Source organism: Acinetobacter sp. (genome assembly GCF_036659555.1).
In the GTDB taxonomy this organism is placed as follows: domain Bacteria; phylum Pseudomonadota; class Gammaproteobacteria; order Pseudomonadales; family Moraxellaceae; genus Acinetobacter.
On the sequence record NZ_JAVXCI010000040.1, the window covers coordinates 1202 to 25729 of the forward strand.

Annotated in this window: 23 protein-coding genes and 1 pseudogene; 12 read left to right on the forward strand and 12 right to left on the reverse strand. The window is 52.0% G+C overall.

Annotated features, from left to right (window positions below):
- Positions 1–101 precede the first annotated feature (101 nt).
- The 6 genes and pseudogenes from RSA72_RS07155 (at position 102) to RSA72_RS07180 (ending at position 5519) form a co-directional block, all read left to right on the forward strand.
- A complete protein-coding gene (locus RSA72_RS07155; protein WP_332632920.1) occupies positions 102–1976 on the forward strand; it encodes a DEAD/DEAH box helicase in 1875 nt (624 codons plus the stop codon).
- 401 nt (positions 1977–2377) lie between these two features.
- On the forward strand, positions 2378–3196 hold the full coding sequence (locus RSA72_RS07160; protein ID WP_332621643.1) for an ABC transporter ATP-binding protein: 819 nt from the start codon (positions 2378–2380) through the stop codon (positions 3194–3196).
- Positions 3193–3843 (forward strand): annotated as a pseudogene (locus tag RSA72_RS07165) (MlaE family lipid ABC transporter permease subunit); the annotation flags it as partial. The gene RSA72_RS07160 and the pseudogene RSA72_RS07165, both read left to right, overlap by 4 nt.
- 39 nt (positions 3844–3882) lie before the next feature.
- A complete protein-coding gene (gene mlaD / locus RSA72_RS07170; protein WP_332621641.1) occupies positions 3883–4563 on the forward strand; it encodes an outer membrane lipid asymmetry maintenance protein MlaD in 681 nt (226 codons plus the stop codon).
- A gap of 20 nt (positions 4564–4583) precedes the next feature.
- Positions 4584–5219, forward strand: a complete 636-nt coding sequence (locus RSA72_RS07175; RefSeq protein ID WP_332621639.1) for an MlaC/ttg2D family ABC transporter substrate-binding protein — start codon at positions 4584–4586, stop codon at positions 5217–5219.
- A 12-nt stretch (positions 5220–5231) separates the two neighbouring features.
- Positions 5232–5519: an STAS domain-containing protein gene (locus RSA72_RS07180; protein ID WP_332621637.1), complete on the forward strand. Its 288-nt coding sequence runs from the start codon at positions 5232–5234 to the stop codon at positions 5517–5519.
- Between the two features lie 96 nt (positions 5520–5615).
- On the opposite strand, the gene RSA72_RS07185 is transcribed toward RSA72_RS07180, so the two are convergent.
- Positions 5616–6629 (reverse strand): CorA family divalent cation transporter, encoded by a 1014-nt coding sequence (locus RSA72_RS07185; protein ID WP_332621636.1) that lies wholly within the window; start codon positions 6627–6629, stop codon positions 5616–5618.
- Between the two features lie 154 nt (positions 6630–6783).
- Here RSA72_RS07185 and RSA72_RS07190 point away from each other — a divergent pair, with 154 nt between their 5' ends.
- Complete coding sequence (locus RSA72_RS07190) at positions 6784–7383, forward strand: TIGR00730 family Rossman fold protein (RefSeq protein WP_332621648.1); 600 nt, start codon at positions 6784–6786, stop codon at positions 7381–7383.
- Positions 7380–7778: an NUDIX hydrolase gene (locus RSA72_RS07195; protein WP_332621634.1), complete on the forward strand. Its 399-nt coding sequence runs from the start codon at positions 7380–7382 to the stop codon at positions 7776–7778. Before RSA72_RS07190 ends, RSA72_RS07195 begins: the two co-directional genes overlap by 4 nt.
- A 22-nt stretch (positions 7779–7800) precedes the next feature.
- Here RSA72_RS07195 and RSA72_RS07200 read toward each other — a convergent pair whose 3' ends face one another.
- Both RSA72_RS07200 and recG read right to left on the reverse strand, forming a co-directional pair.
- A complete protein-coding gene (locus RSA72_RS07200; RefSeq protein ID WP_332621632.1) occupies positions 7801–8430 on the reverse strand; it encodes a ComF family protein in 630 nt (209 codons plus the stop codon).
- 128 nt (positions 8431–8558) lie between these two features.
- On the reverse strand, positions 8559–10604 hold the full coding sequence (recG, locus tag RSA72_RS07205) for an ATP-dependent DNA helicase RecG (protein ID WP_332621631.1): 2046 nt from the start codon (positions 10602–10604) through the stop codon (positions 8559–8561).
- Positions 10605–10636: 32 nt separating this feature from the next.
- Here recG and RSA72_RS07210 point away from each other — a divergent pair, with 32 nt between their 5' ends.
- Positions 10637–11446, forward strand: coding sequence for an NAD-dependent epimerase/dehydratase family protein (locus RSA72_RS07210; protein WP_332621629.1), 810 nt, complete (start codon positions 10637–10639; stop codon positions 11444–11446).
- A gap of 132 nt (positions 11447–11578) precedes the next feature.
- On the opposite strand, the gene RSA72_RS07215 is transcribed toward RSA72_RS07210, so the two are convergent.
- The 4 genes from RSA72_RS07215 to plsB form a co-directional block, all read right to left on the reverse strand.
- A complete protein-coding gene (locus RSA72_RS07215; RefSeq protein WP_332621627.1) occupies positions 11579–11866 on the reverse strand; it encodes a type II toxin-antitoxin system RelE family toxin in 288 nt (95 codons plus the stop codon).
- Positions 11856–12104 (reverse strand): type II toxin-antitoxin system Phd/YefM family antitoxin, encoded by a 249-nt coding sequence (locus RSA72_RS07220; RefSeq protein WP_332621625.1) that lies wholly within the window; start codon positions 12102–12104, stop codon positions 11856–11858. The genes RSA72_RS07215 and RSA72_RS07220 overlap by 11 nt, the downstream gene beginning before the upstream one ends.
- A 2-nt stretch (positions 12105–12106) precedes the next feature.
- On the reverse strand, positions 12107–12523 hold the full coding sequence (locus RSA72_RS07225; protein WP_332621623.1) for a hypothetical protein: 417 nt from the start codon (positions 12521–12523) through the stop codon (positions 12107–12109).
- A 211-nt stretch (positions 12524–12734) separates the two neighbouring features.
- Positions 12735–15308, reverse strand: coding sequence for a glycerol-3-phosphate 1-O-acyltransferase PlsB (gene plsB, locus RSA72_RS07230; RefSeq protein WP_332621621.1), 2574 nt, complete (start codon positions 15306–15308; stop codon positions 12735–12737).
- Between the two features lie 290 nt (positions 15309–15598).
- Between plsB and RSA72_RS07235 the strand changes: the two genes are divergently transcribed.
- The 3 genes from RSA72_RS07235 to RSA72_RS07245 all read left to right on the forward strand — a co-directional run bounded on the left by RSA72_RS07235 (position 15599) and on the right by RSA72_RS07245 (position 18567).
- Complete coding sequence (locus RSA72_RS07235) at positions 15599–16471, forward strand: acyl-CoA thioesterase (RefSeq protein WP_332621619.1); 873 nt, start codon at positions 15599–15601, stop codon at positions 16469–16471.
- A 95-nt stretch (positions 16472–16566) separates the two neighbouring features.
- Entirely contained in the window at positions 16567–17193 is a 627-nt protein-coding gene (locus tag RSA72_RS07240) for a helix-hairpin-helix domain-containing protein (protein ID WP_332621617.1), read from the forward strand.
- A 126-nt stretch (positions 17194–17319) separates the two neighbouring features.
- Entirely contained in the window at positions 17320–18567 is a 1248-nt protein-coding gene (locus RSA72_RS07245; protein WP_332621615.1) for a dicarboxylate/amino acid:cation symporter, read from the forward strand.
- A 127-nt stretch (positions 18568–18694) separates the two neighbouring features.
- Here the strand turns inward: RSA72_RS07245 and yihA are convergent, their stop codons facing one another.
- From yihA to RSA72_RS07270, 5 genes are all read right to left on the reverse strand, one after another.
- On the reverse strand, positions 18695–19552 hold the full coding sequence (gene yihA, locus RSA72_RS07250) for a ribosome biogenesis GTP-binding protein YihA/YsxC (RefSeq protein WP_332621614.1): 858 nt from the start codon (positions 19550–19552) through the stop codon (positions 18695–18697).
- Between the two features lie 96 nt (positions 19553–19648).
- Entirely contained in the window at positions 19649–20092 is a 444-nt protein-coding gene (locus tag RSA72_RS07255; RefSeq protein WP_332621612.1) for an RrF2 family transcriptional regulator, read from the reverse strand.
- A gap of 89 nt (positions 20093–20181) precedes the next feature.
- A complete protein-coding gene (gene hmpA / locus RSA72_RS07260; RefSeq protein WP_332621610.1) occupies positions 20182–21390 on the reverse strand; it encodes an NO-inducible flavohemoprotein in 1209 nt (402 codons plus the stop codon).
- Positions 21391–21670: 280 nt separating this feature from the next.
- Positions 21671–23257 (reverse strand): helicase HerA-like domain-containing protein, encoded by a 1587-nt coding sequence (locus RSA72_RS07265; protein ID WP_332621608.1) that lies wholly within the window; start codon positions 23255–23257, stop codon positions 21671–21673.
- A 30-nt stretch (positions 23258–23287) separates the two neighbouring features.
- Positions 23288–24502 carry a PLP-dependent transferase gene (locus RSA72_RS07270; RefSeq protein ID WP_443098325.1) on the reverse strand — a complete coding sequence of 405 codons (1215 nt, stop codon included), beginning with the start codon at positions 24500–24502 and terminating at the stop codon, positions 23288–23290.
- Between the last annotated feature and the right edge of the window lie 26 nt (positions 24503–24528).

The window sequence follows — 24528 nt, forward strand, 5'->3', positions numbered from 1 at the left end:
CGCTGATTCTATATTTTCAGCGATTATTGCTGTGCCGCTTTTTGCCGATGTCCAACAGACCATATATTTAATGGAGCACCCACATTAGGGTGAATATCTCTATGAGCAAAACTTTTGCTGATTTTTCTTTAGACGAGTCGCTGCAACAAGCGCTTGAGACTCTTGGTTTTACTGCACCTACGCCTGTGCAAGAACAATCTATTCCTGCGGCTTTAGAAGGCAAAGACCTTTTAGTATCAAGCCAGACAGGTTCAGGTAAAACTGCAGCTTTCTTACTCCCGACACTGAACGCTTTAGCGGGTCAGGAATCTTTCGTGCCATTTAAAGAGCGCATGAAAGCGGTTACTCAGCCTTCTATCCTGGTAATTTCGCCAACGCGTGAACTTGCGCAGCAAGTTTGCCAGGACGCGATTGCATTTGTACGCCACATGAAAGGCGTGCGTGTCGCTGCGATCATGGGCGGCATGCCTTTCGGCAAGCAAATCCAGCAGCTTAAAGGCGCGCAAGTTGTCGTTGCGACTCCGGGCCGTTTGCTTGACTTGGTTAACCGCCGTCAAATCAAGCTGGATAAAGTTGAATCCCTCATTGTGGATGAAGCTGACCGCATGCTTGACCTGGGCTTCTCTGAAGACCTGGAAGCGATCAGCGACTTGGCTGCAAACCGCAAGCAGACTTTAATGTTCTCTGCAACATTTGCGCCGCGCATCATCAACCTTGCTGAGCGCATGATGAATGATCCGCAGCGTATTGCGATTGAAACCGGCCATTCTACAAATACTGACATTACCCAGACTTTGCACTGGACTGACGGTTTTGAGCATAAGAAAAAACTGCTGACTCACTGGTTAAGTGAAGAAGATATGGATCAGGCTGTGGTCTTCGCTTCAACTCAGGAAGATACAGACATGCTGGCTGAAGAGCTTGCAGAAGCTGGCCTTTCAGTTGTAGCGCTGCATGGCGCGATGCCGCAGACTGTGCGTAACCGCCGCCTGCGCAGCATCCGTGAAGGCCGTGCAAAAATCCTGGTTGCAACTGACGTTGCAGCGCGCGGTCTTGACGTGCCGACAATTTCCCACGTAATCAACTTCGGCCTTCCAATGAAGAATGAAGACTACGTGCACCGTATTGGCCGTACTGGCCGTGCTGGCCGTACCGGTAAAGCAATCACTTTGGCGACTTACCGCGAACGCGGCAAAATCCGCGCTTTAGAAGATTACTTGGATGCGCGTTTAGAAGTATCTGAAATTGAAGGCCTTGAGCCGTCTCCGCCGCCAGCGCGCGGTGGCCGTGATGGCGGACGCGGCAATGGCCGTGGCGGCAATGGCGGCGGACGCCGTGACGGCGGACGCGGCGGTTTCGGCGGCGGTCGACGTTTTGAAGGCGAAAGCAACTTCAAGCGCCGTGAAGGCGGTGAAGACCGTCCGCGCCGCAGCTACGATGACAAGCCTCGCGGTGACCGTCCATCATTTGGCGGTGAAGACCGTCCGCGCCGTGAGTTTAATAATGATCGTCCGCGCCGTGAAGGCGGTTTCGGCGACCGTCCGCAGCGTTCTTTTGATGACCGTCCAAAGCGCGACTTCGGCGACCGTCCGCAGCGTTCTTTTGATGACCGTCCAAAGCGCGACTTCGGCGACCGTCCGCAGCGTTCTTTCGATGACCGTCCAAAGCGCGATTTCGGCGACCGTCCGGCGCCACGCCGTGAAGGCGGATTCAATGATAAACCGCGTTTTGATTCAAATGATGACAACCGCGGCAACCGCGTAGACTACAAGCCGCGCCGTGAAGGCAGCTTCGGCGACCGTCCAAAGCGTGACTTCGGCGACCGTCCGGCGCCACGCCGTGAAGGCGGTTTCGGCGACCGTCCAAAGCGCGCATTCGGCGGTGAAGACCGTCCGCGCCGCAGCTTTGACGACAAGCCGCGCGGTGAACGCCCAGCGTTCGGTGAAGACCGTCCGCGCCGCAAATTTAACGACTAAGTTTTCAGTTTAGTCTTGAATTGAAAAAACCGGTGGAAACACCGGTTTTTTTATGCGCATCGGTTTTACCTTGGGGAATTAAAATGTATACTGGTTCAAGTTTTTGACATTTATTGACAATTATGGACAGCCCGCCGGTTTCCTTTAGAAAAACAGCTCTGCTTGAGGTGCTTATGCCTTATATCGGTTTGACTTTGTTTTTATGCAATCTCATTTATTATGTATACAATTATTTTGGCTAAGCGCCAGCTGAACTGAACGCAGCCACAGCTCAGAAGAATAAAAAAATAAATACAAATTCCTATTCAATCTGAAAAAAACTGTTTACACAGAATGGTAACATTTTGAACTTCAATCCTTTATAGTATGCATGCTGAAAAAATGCAGGAAAACGCTCAGCTATGAATAATCAAACACCTCATCAGGCTCAGTCACTTATTGCAGTGAATAATTTGAGCTTTAAGCGGGGCGAGCGGATCATTTATGACAATGTCAGTTTAAGCATTCGCCGCGGTCAAATTACGGCAATCATGGGGCCTTCCGGCACGGGAAAAACCACCCTTTTGCGTCTGATTGGCGGGCAATTGACGCCGGATCAGGGCGAAGTTCTGCTGGATGGAAAAAACATTGGCCTGATGAGCCGCCAGGAGCTTTTTGCTGCCCGCGCCAGAATGGGCATGCTGTTTCAAAGCGGCGCGCTGTTTACCGATATGTCCGTATATGAAAATGTCGCTTTCCCGCTCCGCGCGCATACCCAGCTGCCGGAGCATTTAATTGCGGAAATTGTGGCGCTCAAGCTGGAGTCTGTCGGGCTGCGCGGCACCGAAAGCTTAATGCCGTCGGAGCTTTCCGGCGGCATGAACCGGCGCGTGGCTTTGGCCCGCGCCATTGCGCTGGATCCTGAGCTGATTATGTATGATGAGCCTTTTGCCGGCCAGGACCCGATTGTAAAAGGCGTGCTGACCCGGCTGATCCGGACGCTGCGTGAAGCGCTGGATTTAACCACGATTATTGTTTCGCATGATGTGGCGGAAACGCTGTCAATTGCTGACTACATTTATGTTGTCGCGGAAGGCAAAGTGCAGGGCGAGGGCGCGCCTGCGCAGCTGAAAGCTAATGCTTCGCCTTTTGTGCAGCAGTTTCTGACCGGCTCTATGGCAGGCCCGGTGGATTACCAGTTCAGCCAGCAGCCCTATTTAAGCCATGAGGTCCGTTCATGAATGCTATCGCCTCATTAGGCCGGCGCGTCATTGAGCGTGTGCGGGGAATCGGCACAGCCACGCTGATGCTGCTGCAGGTCATATGCTCGCTGCCGACATGGCTCGGCGTCAGGCTGTTTATTTATCAGATGTACCGCGTCGGCGTGATGTCGCTGCTGATTATTGTGGTTTCCGGCCTGTTTATCGGCGCGGTGCTGGGCCTGCAGATGTACAGCATTCTGGTGACTTTCGGCAGTGAAGCCATGCTGGGCGCAGCGGTGTCTTTAACCTTGCTGCGCGAGCTGGCGCCGGTTGTGGCAGCCTTGCTGTTCGCCGGCCGCGCCGGTTCCGCATTGACTGCGGAAATTGGCCTGATGAAAGCCACGGAGCAGCTGTCCAGCATGGAAATGATCGGCGTTGATCCTTTAAAGCGGGTGATTTCACCGCGCCTCTGGGCCGGGGTGTTCAGCCTGCCGATGCTGTCGGTGATTTTCGCCGCGGTCGGCATTATGGGCGGCAAGATGGTCGGGGTGGATTTTCTCGGCGCGGATGAAGGCGCTTACTGGAGCGGCATGGAAAATGCGGTCCGGTTCTATAAAGATGTGTTTAACGGCACCATCATTAAAAGTTTTGTTTTTGCTTTAATTTGTACATGGATTGCGGTGTTTTGATTTTGTGTTGACTGCGGTCATGTTTGGAGGTGTTTAATGAAATCACGCGCAAGTGAACTGGCCGTCGGTGTATTTGTCATTCTGTTCGGGATTGCATTATTCTTTCTGGCCATGCGCGTCAGCGGCTTGGTGGGCAGCAACTTGAAAGACGGCTATCCCATGACGGCAGTTTTTGAAAATGTCAGCGGCATCAAGCCGCGCGCTAAGGTCACGCTCAGCGGGGTAAAAGTCGGCCAGGTCGATTCGATTTCATTGGATCCGGTGACCCGACTGGCCACTGTGCACATGACCATGGACGGCAGCTTGACCACATTTAATGATGAGCAGCTGAAGCAGGTGCAGAAAGATGCGCTGGACGAGCTGCGCTACAGCTCAGATTATGAAGCCTCTGACCCTGCGCAGCAAAAAGACATGGAAAAGCAGCTGACAGGCAACATGAAGTCCATCACCAATATTGATGAAGATGCTTACATTATGGTGGCAACCAATGGCCTTTTGGGTGAAAAATATCTGAAAATCATACCGGGCGGCGGCTTGAACTACTTGAAGCGCGGTGACCGGATTGCCAACACCCAAGGCACAATGGAAATTGAAGATTTGGTGACTAAGTTTGTGACTGGCGGCGCGGGCAAGCCGTCAGACAGTGCAGGCAGCAAATCAGAATCAGGCCAGGAAGCTGCAGAACCCGCTGACGCAGAACCTAAATTTGCTGAATAATTATTTGAGGAGATATTTGCGTGAAGACTTTATTTAAACAGACGCTTACAGCAGGCATTCTTTCGGCAATGCTGGCCGGGACAGCTTTCGCTGCGCCGTCTGAAGCACCGCCCGCATTCATTAAAAAAGTTGCGGATGGCCTGATTTCACGCTTGAAGGCGGATCACGGCAAGCTGCAGAATAACCCTGCTGCGGTCAAAGCCATTGTGCGCCAGAATCTGGATCCGTATATCGACTCGCAGTCGTTTACCCGCATTGTCATGGGCACTTATGCGACCAATCAGTACAGCAGCGTAGCGCAGCGCGCCCAGTTTGAGCGCAACTTCCGTGAAACGCTGATTGAAAATTACGGCAGCGCTTTTGCCAAGTTCAGCAATCAGACCTACAGCATGCGCCCTTATAAGGATACCGGCAGCAAGAATCCGGTGGTGACTATTGATTTCAGCAACAATGGCGAAAAAATTCCAGTCGCTTTCCAGCTGGTGGATAAAGGCTCACAATGGAAAATCCGCAACATCAATGTGTCCGGCATTGACCTGGGCCTGCAGTTCCGCAACCAGTTCGCAGCGACGGTCAAGCGCAACGGCGGCAATATAGACAAGGCAATTGCCAACTTTAAGCCGGATGCTGAAGCAGCGGTTGACAAGAAAAAATAACGCAGGCGGCGTATGATTAAATTTGAGCAGCAGGAACTGCAGGTTTGCGGAAAAATTGACTACAGCAATGCTGAGCAGTATTACCGGAAAGGCCTGCAGGAAATTCAGGCGCAGGCTAAGTTTCCGGTGGTGGTGAATCTGTCGCAGCTGGAGCAGGGCAGCACGCTGGCTTTGGCGGTACTGGTGCGCTGGCTGCGCCAGACGCCGGATGCGCGGGGGCTGCAGTTCAAAGCCGTACCGGCAAAGATGCTGAATATTATTCAGGCCTGCCATCTGGAAAATGACCTGCAGCTGGTTTAAGCGGAATGAAAAAGCGCCTTCGGGCGCTTTTTTTCCGGCTTGATATTTTCCATCTGTTTGCTGTAGAAGATGGCTAAGCAGCGCTTCAAAGCCTGCTTAAATCCATTTTTTCCAGCGGAAATAAATCATCGGGCCGACAAAGAAGGCGACTAAAATCAGGCTGACAATAACGAAGCTGGTGGTGCCGTGCGCAAAAGGCAGCACTTCGGTATTCATGCCGTAAATGCTGGCAATCAGCATGGGCGGCGCCAGCATGCTCGGCAAAATCGAGAAGCGGCGGATCGTGTCATTCTGTTCAGTGTTGATGAATCCGGAGGTGGTGTCCAGCAGGAAGCGCACTTTCTGGAACAGGAAAGCATCGTGCTCCACCAGCGAGCGCACGTCTTCGCTCAGCTCGCGGATATCCGCATCATAAATATGGCTGCCCAAGGCCCGAGGGCGCGACAGGAAAGTCAGCACGCGGCGCAGGTCAATCAGGCACAGCTGGGCTTTCCCCAGCATGTCTTCCAATTGCGCCAGCCGGGTAATCATGTCATCCAGATCTAAAATCATTTCGCGGTGGCGGTTGTTCAGCACTTCTGTGGAATATTTTTCCAAGTCCTTGTGGATGTCTTCCAGAATATCCGCAAGCTCATCCAGCTTGGCTTCCAAAAGGCCGAGCAGAATCCATGTCGGCTCTTTATAGTCAATTTCATAGTCATTGCGCCGCGCGCGGGCGCGGAAGGCGCGGAAGGCCACCAGCTTTTCGCCGCGCAGGGTGAATAGGCGCTCTTTATGCAGGATGAATGCGACAGTCTGCACCGTGGCCAGAATGCTGGAATTTTCTTCCGTTTCTCCGTCCACCTGAAAATTTTTATTTTTCGTTAAAAAATACGTGCTGATATGCAAAATGCCGTCATCATCGCGGTAAAATCGGGCTGATGAGGAAATATCTTCGAGCGATTTCAGGGTCGGCAGATTCTGCTCATAGGCGTCTAAAATCCACTGCTGCTCTTCTTGCGACGGCGCAATCAGGTCCAGCCAGACCAGCTCCGGATGCAGGTCAAAACCGCCGTTGATGGTGGCGTCTTCCAGGCTACCGCGCTCTGTGGCGTAAAAGGCTTCAAGCATGCCGTCTTTTCTCCCTGGCGCAGTATGTGTGAATGAATGCGTGTATTTTAGACAAGGATTTCAACAAATACACTGCTCGAATGGCTATTTTATTAAAAAAACTCTGCGAAGTTTATTTTAGCGGCATGACAGACTGATAACAGGATGATAAATGATGAATTCTATAGCAATTTTCTGCGGTTCAGCGCTGGGCTGCGACCCGGCTTACCTGCAGGCGGCTCAGCTGGCCGGTAAAACTCTGGCGCAGCATGGAATTGCGCTGGTTTACGGCGGCGGGCGTTCAGGCTTGATGGGCATGGTGGCAGACAGCGCGCTGCAGGCCGGCGGCAAGGTGATCGGGGTCATTCCGAAACAGCTGGTTGACCGCGAGCTGGCGCATCCGCATCTGACCGAACTGCATGTGGTGGAAAATATGCATCAGCGCAAAACCCTGATGTCTGAACTGTCGGACGGCTTTATCGCGATTCCGGGCGGCGCGGGCACGCTGGAAGAAATTTTTGAGCAGTGGACCTGGGCGCAGCTGGGCATTCATTTAAAGCCCTGCGCATTTTTAAATACCGCGGGGTTTTATGATGACCTGCTGAAATTCATTCAGATGACGGCGGATAAAGGCTTTACCCATCAGCGCTTCAGCAGCAGCCTGGCGGTTTCGGAAAGCATTGAGGAAATTCTGGCGCAGTTTAAAGCCTATCAGGCGCCGCAGCCGAAATGGGGCATGGCTGCCGATCAGCAGGATCTGGTGCAGCAGGCATGAAAGTGATTACTGTGGCTGCCGGCATTGTGCTGAATGAACAGCATCAGCTGCTGCTGGTGCGCAAGAAAAACACCGCCTGCTTTATGCAGGTGGGCGGAAAACTGGAGCCGGATGAATTGCCTGAACAGGCGGTTGTCCGGGAAATTGCGGAGGAACTTGGCTGCGCAGCCCAGATTCAGCATTATTTGGGGCGCTTTGAAACGCAGGCTGCCAATGAGCCGGATCACCTGCTGGTCAGCTATGTCTACCATGTGCAGCTGGAGCAGGCGCCGCAAGCGCAGGCGGAAATTGCCGAAATGAAATGGCTGGATCTGGATGATGCCGATACGCTGCTGGCGCCATTAACCTCAGAAATTGTGATGCCATGGGTTAAGCAGTATCTGGCATCAGCTTAACAGTCTTTTTTCTGTGCTGCTGCTATCGAGCAGCAGCTAAGCATACTGCGGATATCTTCTGGCAGTTCAGCTGCTCTAAACACTGTTTTAGGGCGTGAATGGAGCTGCCGGTGGTCACCACATCATCTACAATCAAGACTTTTCGGTAACGCACTCTTGGTTTTTCATTCATTACAAACTGCTGCTGAATATCCTGCAAGCGCTCTAAGCGGCTGAGGCCTTTCTGCGAATGCTGCTGCAAGCGCTGAACCGGCTGCCAGATGGGAGCATTCAAATGCGCAGATAAGCCTTTGGCCAGCAGCAGGGATTGGTTATAGCCGCGTTCAGTCAATTTTTCAACAGAGATCGGCATCGGCACGATGGCTTGAATTTTAGGGAGCTTTAATTCGCGCAATAAACCTGCCAGTGCCGTTTGATAATGGAGATGCTGCTGATATTTAAATTGCTGAATGATGCGGTCTAAAGGATAGGCATAATGGCAGGCGCTAAAAACCTGCATCTCCTGACGAAGAACTGCTTCTTTCAGCCAAGGCAGGCTGTTCCAGCAGTCTTTGCATAATGTATATTTTTGCTGTGCATCGATGCCGCAGAGCACGCAAGGCAGCATTTGCTTTAAGCCGTGGCGGATGAAGCCGCTGAATATTTTTAGCATCTTTTTCTCCCATTCTTTTTTTATTGAATTGTTTTTTGTGGTTATTTATGCCGCATTATCAACACTTGCCGCTGATGATGCGGGCGGCTTATTTCAGATTTAAAACGGTTTTTCTGCTGTTGCGCTGCTTAAACATATGCATACCTTGGCGCTTCAGGCAGCCAGCGCTTCAGCAGCGCTTCGGCATTTTGCGGATAGTCTTTCAAGATCTGCTGCGCGGCATAGTGCGCCTGACTCAGCAGATGGTCATCGCGCTCCAGCTTCGCCACGCGGAAACCTATATCGCCGGTTTGCTTGGTGCCAAGCAGTTCACCCGGCCCGCGCAGCTCCAAATCTTTTTCGGCAATGATAAAGCCGTCGCTGGTTTCGCGCATGATGCGCAGGCGCTCCTGGCCATTTTGCGACAGCGGACTTTTATACAGCAGCGCGCAGAAGCTGGCTGCGGCGCCGCGCCCGACGCGCCCGCGCAACTGATGCAGCTGCGACAGCCCAAGGCGCTCGGCATTTTCAATCACCATAATCGAGGCATTCGGCACATCCACGCCAACCTCAATCACCGTGGTGGCAATCAGCAGCTGCAGTTCATTGTTTTTAAACTGCTGCATTACCGCCTGCTTTTCATCAGCCTTCATTTTTCCATGCACCAGCCCGGCATTCAGCTCAGGAAAGCGCTGCCTGATTTCCTGAAATGCGGCTTCGGCCGCCTGCGCATCCAGGGTTTCAGACTGCTCAACCAGCGTGCAGACCCAGTAGGCCTGCTTGCCTTCGGCGCAGTTGGCGGCAATGCGCTGCAGTACCTGTTCACGCCGGTCCAGCGGAATGGTGACGGTTTGAACCGGGGTGCGCCCGGGCGGCAGCTCATCAATCACCGAGGTGTCCAAATCGCCGTAGGCTGACATGGCCAGCGTGCGCGGAATCGGCGTGGCGGTCATCACCAGCTGATGCGGGCTCATGCCGTTCAGGCCCTTATTGCGCAGCGCCAGGCGCTGATCGACCCCGAAGCGGTGCTGCTCATCAATGATCACCAGTCCGAGTTTGGCGAATGCGACATTGTCCTGAAACAGCGCATGCGTGCCGACCACCAGATTGGCCGTGCCGTCTTTAATAATCTGCTCAGCGGCTTCGCGGGCTTTGCCTTTCTGCTTGCCGGAGAGCCAAGACACCGTCAGGCCCAGCGGCTCAAACCATTTCTTGAAATTCAGATAATGCTGCTCGGCTAAAATTTCAGTCGGCGCCATCAGCGCGACCTGCCAGCCCTCTTCCAGCGCATGGCAGGCCGCCACACCGGCGACCAGGGTTTTGCCTGCGCCGACATCGCCCTGCACCAGGCGCAGCATCGGCTTGTTCTGCTTCAGGTCGGCTGCGATTTCTTTGGAAACGCGTTTTTGCGCGCCGGTCATTTCAAAAGGAAGGCTGCTTAAAAGCTGTTTGGCAAATGTTTTGCTTGGGCTGAAGGACGGCGCTTCAATCTGCTGCATATAGGCGCGCCGCGTCAGCAGGCTGACTTGATGTGCCACCAGTTCTTCAAAAATCAGGCGCTGCTGCGCCGGATGCGCGCCTTGCGCCAGCTGCAGCATATTGGCATTGACGGGCGGATGGTGAATATAGTCCAGCGCATCGCGCAGCGCATAGCCATTGCTGAACTGGCGCGGCAGCAGTTCCGGCAGCTCGCCAGCATGCTTTTCCAGCGCCTGCCTGACATATTCACGCAGCTTGGGCTGGGTCAGGCCATCGGTTGCCGGGTAAATGGCGGTCAGCTGAGTCTGCGGCAGCGGGGTGTGTTCGGTAATTAGCTGCAGCTCGGGATGGTACATTTCCAGCCCGCGCGCGCCGACCCGAACTTCGCCAAAGGCCCGCAGGCGGCTGCCGATTTTGGCGCGGTCGGTAATGCCTTTGTAAACATGATAAAAACGCAGGGTGACTTTGCCAAAGTCATCTTCCAGCAGCGCCGCCATGGATTTGCGTTTTCCCGGCGGAAAGTCCACACTTTTCACCGTGCCTTCCAGCAAATAGCTGCGGCCGGCGGTCAGCTGGTTCATTGCAATAATCGTGCTGCGGTCTTCATAGTCGCGCGGCAAATGAAACAGTAAATCGTCGGTGGTGAAAATATTCAGTTTTTCAAGCAATGCGGCGGCAGCGTTTCCTGCGCCTTGCAATTGATGGATGGCAGCCATTTCCCCTCAGTACATCTTTGATCAGGTGCTAAATGCATATTTTATTTATAGGTTATGGTAAAACATCTCAGCGCGCCGCTAAACAGTTATTTGAGCAAGGCCACCAAATTACCACAATCAGCCGAAGCCCGAAATCAGATGGTTTTGCTTCTCATCTGATTCAAGATATACAGCAGCTGGATCTGTCTGAAATAGCGCCGATTGATGCAGTTTATGTCTTGCTGTCACCCTCAGCCAGCACAATAGAAGCTTATCAGCGAACTTTTGTGGAATCGATTTCAGCAATAGTTCATGCCTTAAAAAATCATCCTGTAAAAAAAGTGATCGTGGTTTCTTCCTCCCGCGTTTACGGTGAAAATGCGGGTGAGCGGATTGATGATGAAACCCCTCCACAGCCGGGCGATGCGCAAGGGCAGGTGCTATTGAACATGGAAGCTGCGTGGCAGCAGGCTTATCCGTCGCAGTGTGTGATTGTGAGGCCGACAGGGATTTATGGCACATCGGTTGCCCGCATGATTAAACTTGCGGAAATAACCAAAACTTATCTAAAGCTGCATTGGTCGAACCGGATTCATATTGAGGATCTGGCTGCATTTTTAGCGCACTTGCTTCACGTGGAACAGGCGGAAAAGTCTTATATTTGCAGCAACAGCCAGCCCTTGCCTTTGCATGAAATTATTCAATGGTTTCAGCAGCAGTTGGCGCTGCCAGCTTTGGTTTTGGAAAGTGATGTACCCTCAGGCAAGCGGATTTATGCATCGCGGATGCAGGCAATGGGTTTTGAATTACAGCATCCAAACTGTTTTGAAGATTATCTGGCGCTGTTGGGAGAGTTTCGGTAGATGGACAGTTTTTGTGAAAATCCGTTCCAGTGCGTATTCTAAAAGCGGACATTTCTATTTGGGGTTTGCACTGAGAGAACCAATACGAAAATCCCTGGCAGGATGCCGGGGATTTTTATTGCTAAAAATTATTTAAGAGTGTCTTGAATCGGCTGAATCGTAAACAGTATTATTTTCGCGTTTACCTACGGCAATAACTAAGACAACAACCTCATCATCTATAACTTCATATACTAAGCGATAACCAATACTGCGAAGTTTAATTTTATAGCGATTGGGATGCCAAGATAGCTTATTTTTAGGAATTCGAGGATTCTCTAAAACCTTAATAAGCTTTTTCTTTAATGGCTGCTTAATACTTGAATTAAGCTTATTCCACTCTTGTAATGCTTCTTCTAAAAAATCTAATTTATAGCTCATTTATATTTACTCGAATGCGCTTTTGATTCGCACGAGCATCTGCAATTTTATTGAGTTCCAAGTCTTCTAACTGCTCTATCATCGTTTCATATAGTTCAGCAGGAATACAGTAGAAAGCAGGAGTATTACGGTTAAGGATTGCAACAGCTTCCCCTTTACCTGCTAAGACTGTATCCATAGGACTTTTTTTGAGTTCAGTAATACTGGCAGTCATTCGTGCATGGATTAATTGAGTCATGATTAAGCCTCTATATAGTTCATGGTTTGCGGTATTGGGAATATAGATATGAGATGACTTGAATATTTAATTAGCTGGAATACAGCGGCTTCTCTTTTTAGCCTATTACTGATCTGCTTTGTTCTTTCTATTTCATCTAACTTTTTACGATTAATTAACTGCAATATTACTTGGAATTGGGCTTTAACATCTTTTCTTTCAGCGATAGCCAAAGTGATACGTGTTATGCAAGGCATAATGCGAGTCACCCTATCTGCAAGCTTTTCAAGGACGCTTAGAACATTGAGACCTGTTCTGCAATCTTGATGTGTATTTTCTTCGGTATCATCCTCCATTAAAGAAAAAAGATAACACAGCTCTTCCATTTGAGCTGCATCTTCTTGTTCTTCATCATTGATGGTTATTAATTTTATGTTCATACAGTTATCTTCATTCCTGGAAACAAATATAACACACTTAAAAGTGTTTTTAAAAGCACTTTTAAGAACTCTCTAGATGTAAAGATTTAGGGGCTTAGGCAGAACATTCCTACTTGGGAATAACAAGATTTTAATTCCTATCCCTTCATTTACAGCATAGGCACCTGCATTTTTTCAGATGCCTATGCTTTTAAAACGGACGAATAAGAAATTACTTCTTCTTGCGCTTCAGGCGCTTCTTCGCCTGCTCAGCAGCCACTTTATCCAGCGTTTCTTTCAGTTCTTCATCACTGAAAGTGGTGATGTGCTGCAGCATTTGCAGCGTTACATCATCCAAAACCAGATTGGCGTACTGCGCAACATTCTTGAAATTGTCATCAAAGACAATAGCGCCTTCTTCATTTTTGCTGATATAGCCCTGTTCAGTCAGCACTTTAATAAAGCTTTGGAACAGCGATTTGTCAAAGAACTCCGGCGAGTTGAATTCATACAGCACAGACAGGCGCTGGCCGACTAAATGGCTCAGCTCTTCCACCTGGCGGGTCGAGATATTGCCCGAACCGCGCTGGGTAATCAGCGCCAGCGTCATGTAATAGCGTTCAAGGCTCTGCATCACAGGCGCAGCCAGCACCGCCAGCTGGCTGTGGTCTTCGCTGTTCGGCGCAGGGGAAATCAGGTTGCCTTCGGCATCTTCCGAAATCAGCTTGGCCTGAATCAGCGCTTCCGCATAGGCGCAGATCCGGTCTTTCAGCTCTTCATCCTGCCATTTTAAGAACAGTTCAGCTTTCAGGAACGGATACAGCGTGCGGATGACATTGATCAGGTCGCCGCGGCGGATAGAGCCGTTATGTTCAACCAAGGCTGCAATCAGGGACGGCAGAATGAAGGCATGCACAATGTTGTTGCGGAAGTAAGTCAGCAGAACCGCCTGGCCGTCTTCAATGGCAATAATATCGCCCAGCACATGCTTCACGCGCTTAATCAGCTTAAGCTTCAGGCCGTAGGCGATAATTTCCTTGCCGGACAGCGGCGTCACCTGCATGCGCTCATCATACGGCAGCGCAGTCAGCAGATTGCGGTAGGTGTCCAGCTGCTTAATGCAGATTTCTTCATCCAGCGTATGCTTTGCCGTTGCCAGCAAAATCAGCGACAGCAGCGAGACCGGATTGATCACCACGGCGCGGTTGATATTTTCCAGAATGGCATGCGCGGAGCTGTTGACGGCGTCTGCCACTTCCTGCGGAATCGGCGCGTCATTTTTCTCGACTTTGATTTGATCTGCGCCATGCTTTTTCAGCATGTCATCCAGAAATACCGGTTCGCCGAAGTTGACATGCACTTTGCCGAAAATGCGCTCAATTTTGCGCAAGGTTTTCAGAATGCCCAGAACCGATTCGCCTTCCTTCGGCTTGCCGTTCATCTCGCCGACATAGGTTGCGCCTTCCATTAAGCGTTCATAGCCGACATAGGTCGGCAGGAATACAATCGGCTTGGCGCGCCCGCGCAGATGGCTGTGCACGGTCATGGCCAGCATGCCGGTTTTCGGCGGCAGCAGGCGCCCGGTGCGCGAGCGTCCGCCTTCAATGAAGTACTCAATTGGCGTGTTGCGCGACAGGATGCTGTACAGATATTCTTTAAACACTGTGGTGTACAGGGCGTTGCCGCGGAAGGTGCGGCGGATGAAGAAGGCGCCGCCGCCGCGCAGAATTTGCCCGACAAACGGCATGTTCAGATTGTCGCCGGCAGCGATGTACGGCACCATCAGGCCGCGCTTGTAAATCACATAAGACAGCAGCAGATAGTCAATATGGCTGCGGTGGCAGGGGGTATAGATAATTTCGTAGTCTTTGGCCAGTTCGCGCACAGTGCTGAAGTTATGCACTTCAACGCCGTCGTACAGCTGCGTCCACAGGCGGGTCAGCGCAACATCGGCAAAGCGCACCGTCGAATGCGAATAGTCGGAAACAATTTCATTTAAAAAGCCAATCGCACGGCGTTCCGCTTCCACCATGCTGATTTTGCTGCGGATGCTGTCGCGGCGGATGGCATCCTGCACATCCGGCGCTTTAATCAGCCCATGCATGACGTTGCGCCGGTCAGACAAGTCGGGGCCAAGCACCACTTCACGCTGCGCATCCAGATAATCATTCAGCGTACTGATGATATAGGTGGCCGGCGACAGGTTGGGATGCGTCGCCTTGGCATGATCAATCAGGGCGCGCAGGGACTGGCCCTGATGAAACTCAAGATAGGTTTGGCGCCCGTGCAGGCCGATATTCACCAGCTGCTTGACTTTGCTTGGCGTAGACCAGGTATCGGTAAATAACAGCTTCAGCCATGAATCTTCTTTTTCCGGATCGCGGCCCCACAGCAGGGTGACGGGAATCAGCTCAACGTCTAAATCCGGCTGCTGCTCCAGAGCGTCAATCATGCGCAGCAGGCGCGGCGGAAAAGCGTGCGGCGGCGGGTTCAGCAGATTGTTTTCATCGCGGTGCTGCAGGAACAGCACCGAGGCTTTTTCGCTGTGCTGCCCCAGCATCAGCGGGTTCAGCGCAGGCTGCAGCTTCAGGCGCCGGGTTTCGCTGTCTACCACCAGCGCATTGCTGCGCGAATGGTTCAGCAGCACATAGCAGACAACTTTTTGAGGGGAGCTTGTGTCTCCGCTCTGGGGGGCAGGCGCTGCCGGTTCGGCAGGAAGCTCTCCCAGAACGTGCGGTGTGACAACCAGGTCAATCAGCTTGCTGGAAAGCTTTCTATACATTTGACCAAAACCACTTTTGGACATACAAACTCCTCATGAAGCGGCTCAAGCCCAGGCAGGTGTGAGGCGGGCCGCTGTTTTGCATAATTGCGCTGAAATACAGTCTGCCATTTTCTGACAAATTGCAGGCTAAGTGTAAGATTTTATCGTTAAAAAGCGTATTTTTAGCAGATTATTGAAAAAATCCGGCGTGACAGGGCGGTCAGCCAATCTCTAGGGTTTTGCTCTGGATTTATGGCAATATAGAGGCATTCCGCACGCATGATGGTTTTTTGCCTGGCCTGGCGCCATCCCATATATTAGATAGGTTGCTTATGAATGCCTTAACGCAAGAACTTGTTGAATTGCTTAGCCTGGAAAAGCTGGAGGAAAATATTTTCCGCGGGCAGAGCCGCAATCTGGTGGGCAAGCGCGTGTTCGGCGGCCAGGTGCTGGGGCAGGCCTTAAGGGCTGCCTCCTATACGGCAGACCGTCCCGCGCATTCCCTGCATGCCTACTTTCTCTACGGCGGCGATATCAATGCGCCGATTATCTATGAAGTTGACCGCCTGCGCGACGGCAAAAGCTTTGTCAGCCGCCAGGTGCGCGCCATCCAGCATGGCCGGACGATTTTTACCGCAATGGTGTCTTTTGCCGGCTATGAAGACGGCCTGAATTACCAGATTTCCGAGCCTGAATATCCCGCGCCGCAAAGCCTGAAAAATGAAGCTGAGCTGAAAAAGCAGATGGTGGAGTTTGTGCCGGAAAATGTGCGCGCCAGCTTTATGCGTGACCGCCATGTGGAAATCCGCCCGATCAACCCCAGCAATCCGTACCAGCCGCAGCCGGAAGCCCCGACCTATGCGCACTATCTGCGCACGCATGGCGCCATTGCGCCCGAAGTGGATGATGTCTCCCTGCATCAGGCTATCGCAGCTTTCTATTCAGACTTTACCCTGATGACCACGGCCCTGCGCCCGCATGGCCTCAGCTATCTGTCGCCAAGCCTGCAGTGCGCCAGCATTGACCACGCCATGTATTTCCATAAGCCGTTCCGCGCGGATGAATGGATGCTGTACGATATGGAAGCCACCGTCAGCGCCAGTTCGCGCGGCCTGAATTTTGGCCGGATGTGGCAAAATGGCGAGCTGGTCTGCAGCACTACGCAGGAAGGCCTGATCCGCCTGCGCGAGATTGAAACGCAATAATCAGCATGCTGTTTAGCATCAAAAAATTAACATCAAAAATATGGGGGGATGCTGTGCTTTTCAATTCCAATGAACGGAAACTTCAGTATCGCTCTATGTTTATGCTGGCTGCCGGTTTATGCCTTGGTATTGCCGGCTGTTCTGATATTGTGGAAACGCCGGAATATCAGGCCGCCTGTCATGGCAAACCGCTGAAGAAAAGTGACCGGATGCGCGCCCGTGAAGACGGCTACGTCATTAATGAGCAATACCAATGCATAGATAAGGCATCTTATACCGCAATGCAGGAAGCGGAAGCGCGTTGGCAGGCTGCTCATACGCCTGAAGCCATTGCAAAAAGCAAAGCTGAGGATCAAGCCCGTATTGCGCAGCTGAATCAAGAGATGGCGCAAAGAGAGGCACGGCGCAAGGCGGAGCAGGAAGCCAAACGGGCTTTAAGATATGAATTGCATTTGGTTGAGATCAATCAGGCATCGGCTGCTGAGCTGGCTGAAGTGTGCAGCATTCAACAAGATGCAGCTGAAAGCATTGTTCAGGAACGCGCAAATGGCGGGCAGTTCAAGGACTGGGCAGACGCCGTTCACCGGGTCATCGCGCTCAGCTCAGCGCAAAATGTGGTCTTTGCATCGACCTGCGGCTTAACTGTAAATGGCGCAAGCTTTAATGGCGTGCCTGCAGATGAAGAAGCTGCTCAAATGATTTTCCAGCGTGGCCTGCGCTGAGCGCATTAGCTGTAAATAGGGTGTTTTTGAATGGCCTTTTCGCCAAAGGCTGCGGCAAAAAATCCTCGATTCTGCTTATCCGGCATGGCATAGTGCCTGCAGGACAGAACATAAAAGCGCAAAGCAATGAGCTTGAATACACAGATTTTATTGGCTGCCATTTTAGGCGCCGCCTTTGGTTTTCTGCTGAACCAGTTCCCGCAGACGCAGTTTTTTGAACTCAGCCTGTACGGTTTGGGCATTGCCGGCAGCGTGTTTATCGGCCTGCTGAAAATGCTGCTGATTCCCTTGATTTTCAGTTCAATTGTGGTCGGGGTATCCAACCTGCAGGCGGGCGGGCAGCTCAGCCGGGTATGGAAAATCACCTTGGCCTGCTGCGTGACTACAACCACGCTGGCGCTGATTTTAGGCCTGGCCTGCGCGCATATTTTTCAGGTCGGCAAAGGCGTGGATATTATGCTGTTTCAGGATGCCATGAATCAGCATCAAACTCCGGATACCTTAACTCCAGCCTCCTTCTTTACCCATTTCATTCAAAATACCCTGATCAATCCCTTCAAAGCTTTTGCCGAGGGCAATGTGCTGGCGGTGGTGGTGTTCGCCTTATTTATTGGCGCAGCGCTGGTGAAAGGCGGCGACAAGTTCCGCAGCGTGCGCAAGCTCAGCCAGCAGTTCTTCGACATTATGATGCTGATGATCGGCTGGGTGATGAAGCTGGCGCCGCTGGGCATTTTTGCGCTGCTGGCCAAACTGATTTCGACCGAAGATATTTCAGTGCTGAGCCGCCTGGCGGAATTCGCCGCTGTCGTCACCGGCACCACAATTTTTCATGGCGCGGTGGTGCTGCCGCTGCTGCTGTGGATTTTCGGCAGGATGAATCCGGTCAGCTTTTTCAAAGGCGCGCGGGCAGCCCTGATCACCGCATTCGCCACCAGCTCCAGTTCGGCGGCCATGCCGCTGTCGATGAAATGCGCGCAGGAAAATTTAGGCGTGCGCCCGCAGACTGCGGGTTTTGTGATTCCCCTAGGTACGCAGCTGAATATGGACGGCACGGCTTTATATGAAGCGGCGGCGGCGCTGTTTATTGCCAATCTGATGGGGCTGGACTTAACCCTGGGCCAGCAGCTGGTAGTCTGCGCCACGGCGATGATTGCCTCGCTTGGCGCGCCGGGCATTCCCAGCGCAGGCATGGTGACGATGATCATGGTGCTGCAGTCGGTGGGCCTGCCGGCCGAAGCCATTGCGATTCTGCTGCCGATAGACCGCCTGCTGGATACCGTGCGCACGGTGGTGAATGTGCAGGGCGATATGATGATCAGCGTGGTGGTGGACCGCCATACACGGGATGCCGATGCGCCGGCTTCAGCCAGTTAAGCCGGGCATGCCGGCGCATCCGGCTTTCAGGCTTCAGCATGGAAAAAAAATCCTGAACTGTGTTTAGCAATTCAGGACATTCCGCGGTCAAAAAATAAAATTCTTGGTCAGGCAATAAAGCCGGGCATTATTCTTTAGGGGCCGCCGGCGCTTCATTTTCAGTTTCTGCAGGCGCAGCATCCTCAAAATCAGCCTCTTCTTCAAAGCCTGCTTCAGCGTCATCCGCTTCAGCTTCCGGAATGCTGTTTAAGTCAAACTGGCTGGCCTGTTCCAGCGTGAAGTTCAGGCGTCCGCCCATCACGCTGGCCAGCTCCTCCAGGCCCTGCTTGTTCAATGAAGAGAACAGCTGAATGGAGAAATCCAGCTTCATCTTTTTCAATTGCGCTTTGACTTCCTGCAGCGCTTTGGACGCCGGGCCGCGGTTCAGCTTGTCCGACTTGGTCAGCAGCACATGCACGAACAGCCTGCGGGAATAGGCCCACTCCAGCATCATCACGTCAAAATGCTGCAGCGGATGGCGGATGTCCATCAGCAGCACCAAGCCCTGCAGGCTCTGGCGGTGAATCAGGTAATTTTCCAGCTCTTTCTGCCAGACAATTTTCATCGCTTCCGGCACGGCGGCGTAGCCGTAACCCGGCAAATCGACCAGGCGCTGGTCAGGATTGCCCAGGCTGAAAAAGTTGATCATCTGGGTGCGGCCGGGCTTTTTCGATGCGCGCGCCAGCTGCTTCTGGTTGGTCAGGGCATTAATTGCGCTGGACTTTCCTGCATTGGAGCGGCCGGCAAAAGCGATTTCGTAGCCGCTGTCTTCCACGCATAAATTCAGTTTAGGCGCACTCATTAAGAATTCCGCTTTGCGCAGCCAATTTAATGCGCGAACAGAGTATTCAGTAATGGCAGGATCAACTTGTTTTTCGTAGCTGATTTTTTGCTTCGGCCCATTGGCTGATTTACTGTTTTTGGATTTTCCTCTGCTCTGGTGCATATCTAAACTTCATTCAAAACCTATCAAGCAGGCATTATAAAGGAAGTCGCGCAGGCAAGCGAACTTTGCAGCGCCAAAGCGCACAGCTAAGGTGAATTAAAGATTAATCAGCTGAATTGGAGAATGCGCGCTGTATTTGGATGAAGCCGGCGCGCTGAGCACTTCGGCAAGGGTGTACTGATCCAGGCTTTGGTAAAACTGCTCCAGTGCCTGATCCAGAATGCCTTTCAGCCCGCATTTGCTGCGGAGCACGCAGGGCGGGGTATTGCATTCCACAATTGGGGTTTCCCGCTGCAGAATGCGCACCGTCTGTCCAAGCCTCTGCTGCAGCGCTTCAGGATTCAGCCGGATGCCGCCGCCTTTGCCCCGGGTGGTGATCAGCCAATTCTGCTTGCCCATGAAATGCACAATTTTAACCAGATGGTTTTGCGAAACATGCAGATCCTGCGCAATTTCCGCAACCGTATACGGCATATCGCGCGGGGGGGCGATATACATTAAAATTCGGAGGGCGTAATCGGTGAACTTATTTAATTGCATGCTTGCACGGATATTTTCAAAAGTTGAATGAATAAAGGCTAGTCTAGCATAACCAGACCAGCCTCACATCTCATGCTGAACGCTTTGGCTTAGTGGTGTACGCCACCTGTGCCAAACGCCTCGCTGTGAATGCTTTCGGCAGGGATGCCGCGCGCAATCAGGGCTTTTTGCTGTTCAGCCATGAATGGCATCGGGCCGCAAAGGTAGTAGTCCGCTTTTGCCGGCAGCAATGCGCTGTCCATGGTGCTTAAGTCCAGGCGGCCAGCCGCGTCATAGTCCTCATTCAAGGCATCAGCTGCATGCGGGAACTCATAGGCGGTAAAGGTGCTGAGGCGCGGATATTTCGCTTTCAGGTCATGAATGTGCTGCTTCATGGCATGCACCTGCTTGCTGCGGCAGGCATGGATGAAGGTTACCGGCTGCGGCATGTCCAGCGTCACCAGCTGATTCAGCATGGCGATCATCGGGGTTAAGCCTACGCCGCCGCTGATGAACACATTGCGCTTGCTGCTGTCGATCAGGTAGAAGTTGCCTGTCGGTGCGGAAACTTCAATTTCTGCACCTTCCGCCAAGCCATGCAGCGTGTTGGAAACCCAGCCGCCGGCCAAATCGCCTTTTTCATCTTCACGTTTTACAGAGATGCGCAAATAGTCAGCTTGCGGGCTGTTGGACAGCGTGTACTGGCGCGGCTGCTTTAAGCCTAATTCTTCAACAAATACGCGAACTGAAATATACTGGCCCGCTTCATATTGCGGCAGATCGCCGCCGTCTACAGGCGCAAGGTAGAACGAGGTGATTTCATCGCTTTCGACCACTTTCTTGGCGATTTTAAAATTGCGCCAGCCCAGCCAGCTGCCTTTAGCCTGCTGGTGCTGCTCATAAATGGCTTTTTCAGTGCTGATGAACAGGTCAGCCAGTTGGCCGTAAGCCGCCGCCCAGGCGCCAATCAGCGGGTCTTCCATCGGGATGCTCAATACTTCGCTGATGGAGTGCAGCAGGTTCTCGCCGACAATGCTGTAATCCGGCGCCTGAATATTCAGGCTGACATGCTTATGCGCGATCAGCTCAACAACCGGCAGCAATACAGACGGATCTTCAATATTTTCTGCATAGGCCAATACCGCGCCAGCAAGCGCCTGCGCCTGCGCGCCGGTGCGCTGGTGTCCCATATTGAAAGTTTCTTTCAATTCAGGATTATTGCCCAACATGCGGTTGTAAAAATAGCCGGTTAATGCAACGCCATTTTCACGAAGAACAGGAACAGTGGCTTTTACTAGGTCAATTTGCTGCGGAGTCATAGCTGATCTCTCATGGCGGTTATTTATAAGATGTATTTAAAATACATCTTATAAAATCCATTTGCAATCTATTTTTAGCATAAAAACCATAAAAAACTTATGGAATAAAAAATATAATATTTTTATGCCAATTTTATGACTGCCTGAATGCAGTTTAGGCGCGGGGAGTGTTGATTTAGGAGATCTGCTGATAAGGCGCTTTTTATAAATTTTTTTCTGAAAGATGAGTAAAACAGCCTGCGCTGGATCAGAAGCAGGCTGTGTGTCAAAAAATGAAATGCTATTTTCCGCCAAACAGCGAGCCCAGCAGGCCGCGGACAATTTTTTGCCCTGCGCTGCCGCCCAGGCTGCGGGCAGCGCTCTTGGCAAACGTTCCCACCGTGTCTTGAATCAGCTTCTTTCGCTGTTTAGCTTCACGTTCGGCTTCAATTTTCTGCTGTTTTTCCGCAATCCGTTCCTGTTCACGGGCTTGCTGTTTAGCCAGTGCTTCAGCTTCTTTGGCCTGCTGTTTCGCTTGCGCCTCTTGCTCTTTGGTTTGGGCTTTTTCCTGTTCAGCTTGCGCGGCCTGCTGCTGGCGTTCAGCGACTTTGTTTTGCAGCAGTTCAAAAGCGCTTTCGCGGTCTAAAGTTTTTTCGTAAATGCCTGCCGCAATACTTTGCGAAATCAAAATTTGACGCTGTTCAGGGCTAATGGGGCTGAAGGATGAGTGCGGCGGCATGATCCAGCCGCGCTCGACCATCTGTGGCGTGCCTTGTTCATCCAGGCAGCTGATCAGCGCTTCACCCACGCCCAGCTCGGTAATCGCCTGATCCGCTTTAAATTCCGGATTGGCGCGGAAGGTATCGGCCGCGGTTTTGACCGCTTTCTGATCTTTGGGAGTGAAGGCGCGCAAGGCATGCTGCACGCGGTTGCCCAGCTGGCCTAAAACGCTTTCCGGCAAGTCCAGCGGGTTCTGCGTGACAAAGTAAATTCCGACGCCTTTGGAGCGGATCAGCCTGACCACCTGCTCAATTTTTTCCTGCAGCGCGGCGCTGGCGTTGTCAAACAGCAGGTGCGCTTCATCAAAAAAGAACACCAGTTTCGGCTTGTCCAAGTCGCCGGCTTCAGGCAGCTGTTCAAACAGCTCAGACAGCATCCAGAGCAGGAAAGTGGCATAGAGTTTCGGTGTATTCATCAGCTTGTCGGCAGCTAATATATTGATATAGCCACGACCATTACTGTCGGTTTGAATAAAGTCGAGAATATTTAAACTCGGCTCACCGAAGAACTGATCGCCGCCCTGATCGGCCAGCGCCAATAAATTCCGCTGAATCGCGCCGAGGCTGGCAGGCGGGAGATTGCCATATTCTGCTTTAAACTCAGCGGCATGTTCATTGACATAACTGATCATGGCTTTTAAGTCTTTAAAGTCAATCAGCAGCAGGCCCTGATCATCGGCGATGCGGAACACGGCAGCCAGCACGCCTTCCTGCGTGTCATTCAGGTTCAGCATCTGCGCCAGCAGCAGCGGGCCAATTTCGGAAACCGTGGTGCGGATTGGATGGCCCTGCGCGCCGAATAAATCCCAGAACAGCACCGGAGAAGCTTCAAAAGGAATAGAGTCGATATTCAGGCTTTTAAGCCGCTCATCAAGCTTCGGGCTGGCGGCGCCGGCTTTGGCCAGGCTGGACACATCGCCCTTGGCGTCGGCCAGAAAGACCGGCACGCCTATGCGGGAAAAGCTTTCCGCCAGCACTTTCAGGGTAACGGTTTTGCCGGTTCCGGTTGCGCCGGCAATCAGGCCGTGGCGGTTGGCGAATTGTGAATGCAACGCAATGTCCTGCTGCGGATCGGCGGTTTTCTTCGCAATGCTGATCGGTGTGCCCATAGCCAGCCCTATTCCCGGTTTTATTTTAAGTTATTCGATTTGCGGTCTTTTCAGTTGTTTTAACGCATGTTCTATATCTTGGATTAAATCCTGCGGATGTTCCAGCCCTATGCAGAAGCGCACCAGCAAGCCTTGTTGTAAATGTGTATGCTGCAGCGCGCGCATGCTTTTCAAGTCATACAGCATGACGAGGCTGACCGGCCCGCCCCAGCTGAAGCCGAGCTTAAATAAAGACAGGGCGTCGCAGAAAGCGCGGATATCCTGCATGGCGTATTCAGGCTTGAAGATCACGCTGACTAAGCCTGCGCTGTGCCCGTCTTGGCAAATTTCTTTCCAGTGGCCATGGCCTGCAGATTCCGGATCGGCTGGATGCAGCACCTGAGCAAATTCAGGCTGCTGCTTCAGCCAGCGCATTAAGCTTAAAGCGCTGCGCGATTGATGCTCATAGCGCAGCTGCATGGAGGCTAAGCTGCGCTGGACTTGGGCTGCGTCATCGCCGGAAATGGAGATACCTTGAATGGCATGCATGCGGAACAGCTGCTGATGCAGGCTTTTATCGCGGGTTACTGCCGAACCCATCAGAATATCGCCGCCGCCGCTGGGGTACTTCGTCAATGCATGAACCGTCATGTCGACGCTTAAATGCTCCGCGCCAAAATCAAAGGCATTAAAAGCCAGGCCTGCGCCCCAGGTGTTGTCCAAAGCGGTCAGCATATTTCTGCTCTTGGCTTTTTTAACCAGATTGACTAAATCCGGAAATTCTAAAGTCACTGAACCGGCGGCTTCCAGCCAGATTAATTTGGCTTTTGCTGTGGGCTGAAAAGTTCCTGCATCTACTGGATTGTAAACTTTAACATCTATGCCATAGCGCGCTTGCAGATTGCGCAGATGCTCCATATTCGGGCCGTAAATATTGTCAGCGACCCAGACTTCATCGCCGCAGCTTAAAAAACAAGAGTTCACCAGGTTAATGGCTGATAAGCCGCTTGGCGCCAGCAGGCAGTATGCGCCGCCTTCAATCTGCGCGATATTGTCGCCTAGGGTGAACGTTGTCGGGGTGCCATGGGTGCCATAGCTGTAGTCATAGTCATCGGTCCAATGGCGGTTAAATAGTGCATCGGTATCTTTAAAAATAATTGTCGATGCGCGATACAGGGGAGGCTGGACGGTTGGAATGTACTGAGGCGCTTGTCTTGGTGCATGAACCAATGCGGTCTGCGGGTTTTTTTTCACGAATTGACTCATCATAAAGCGATAAATTGTTTTTAGCT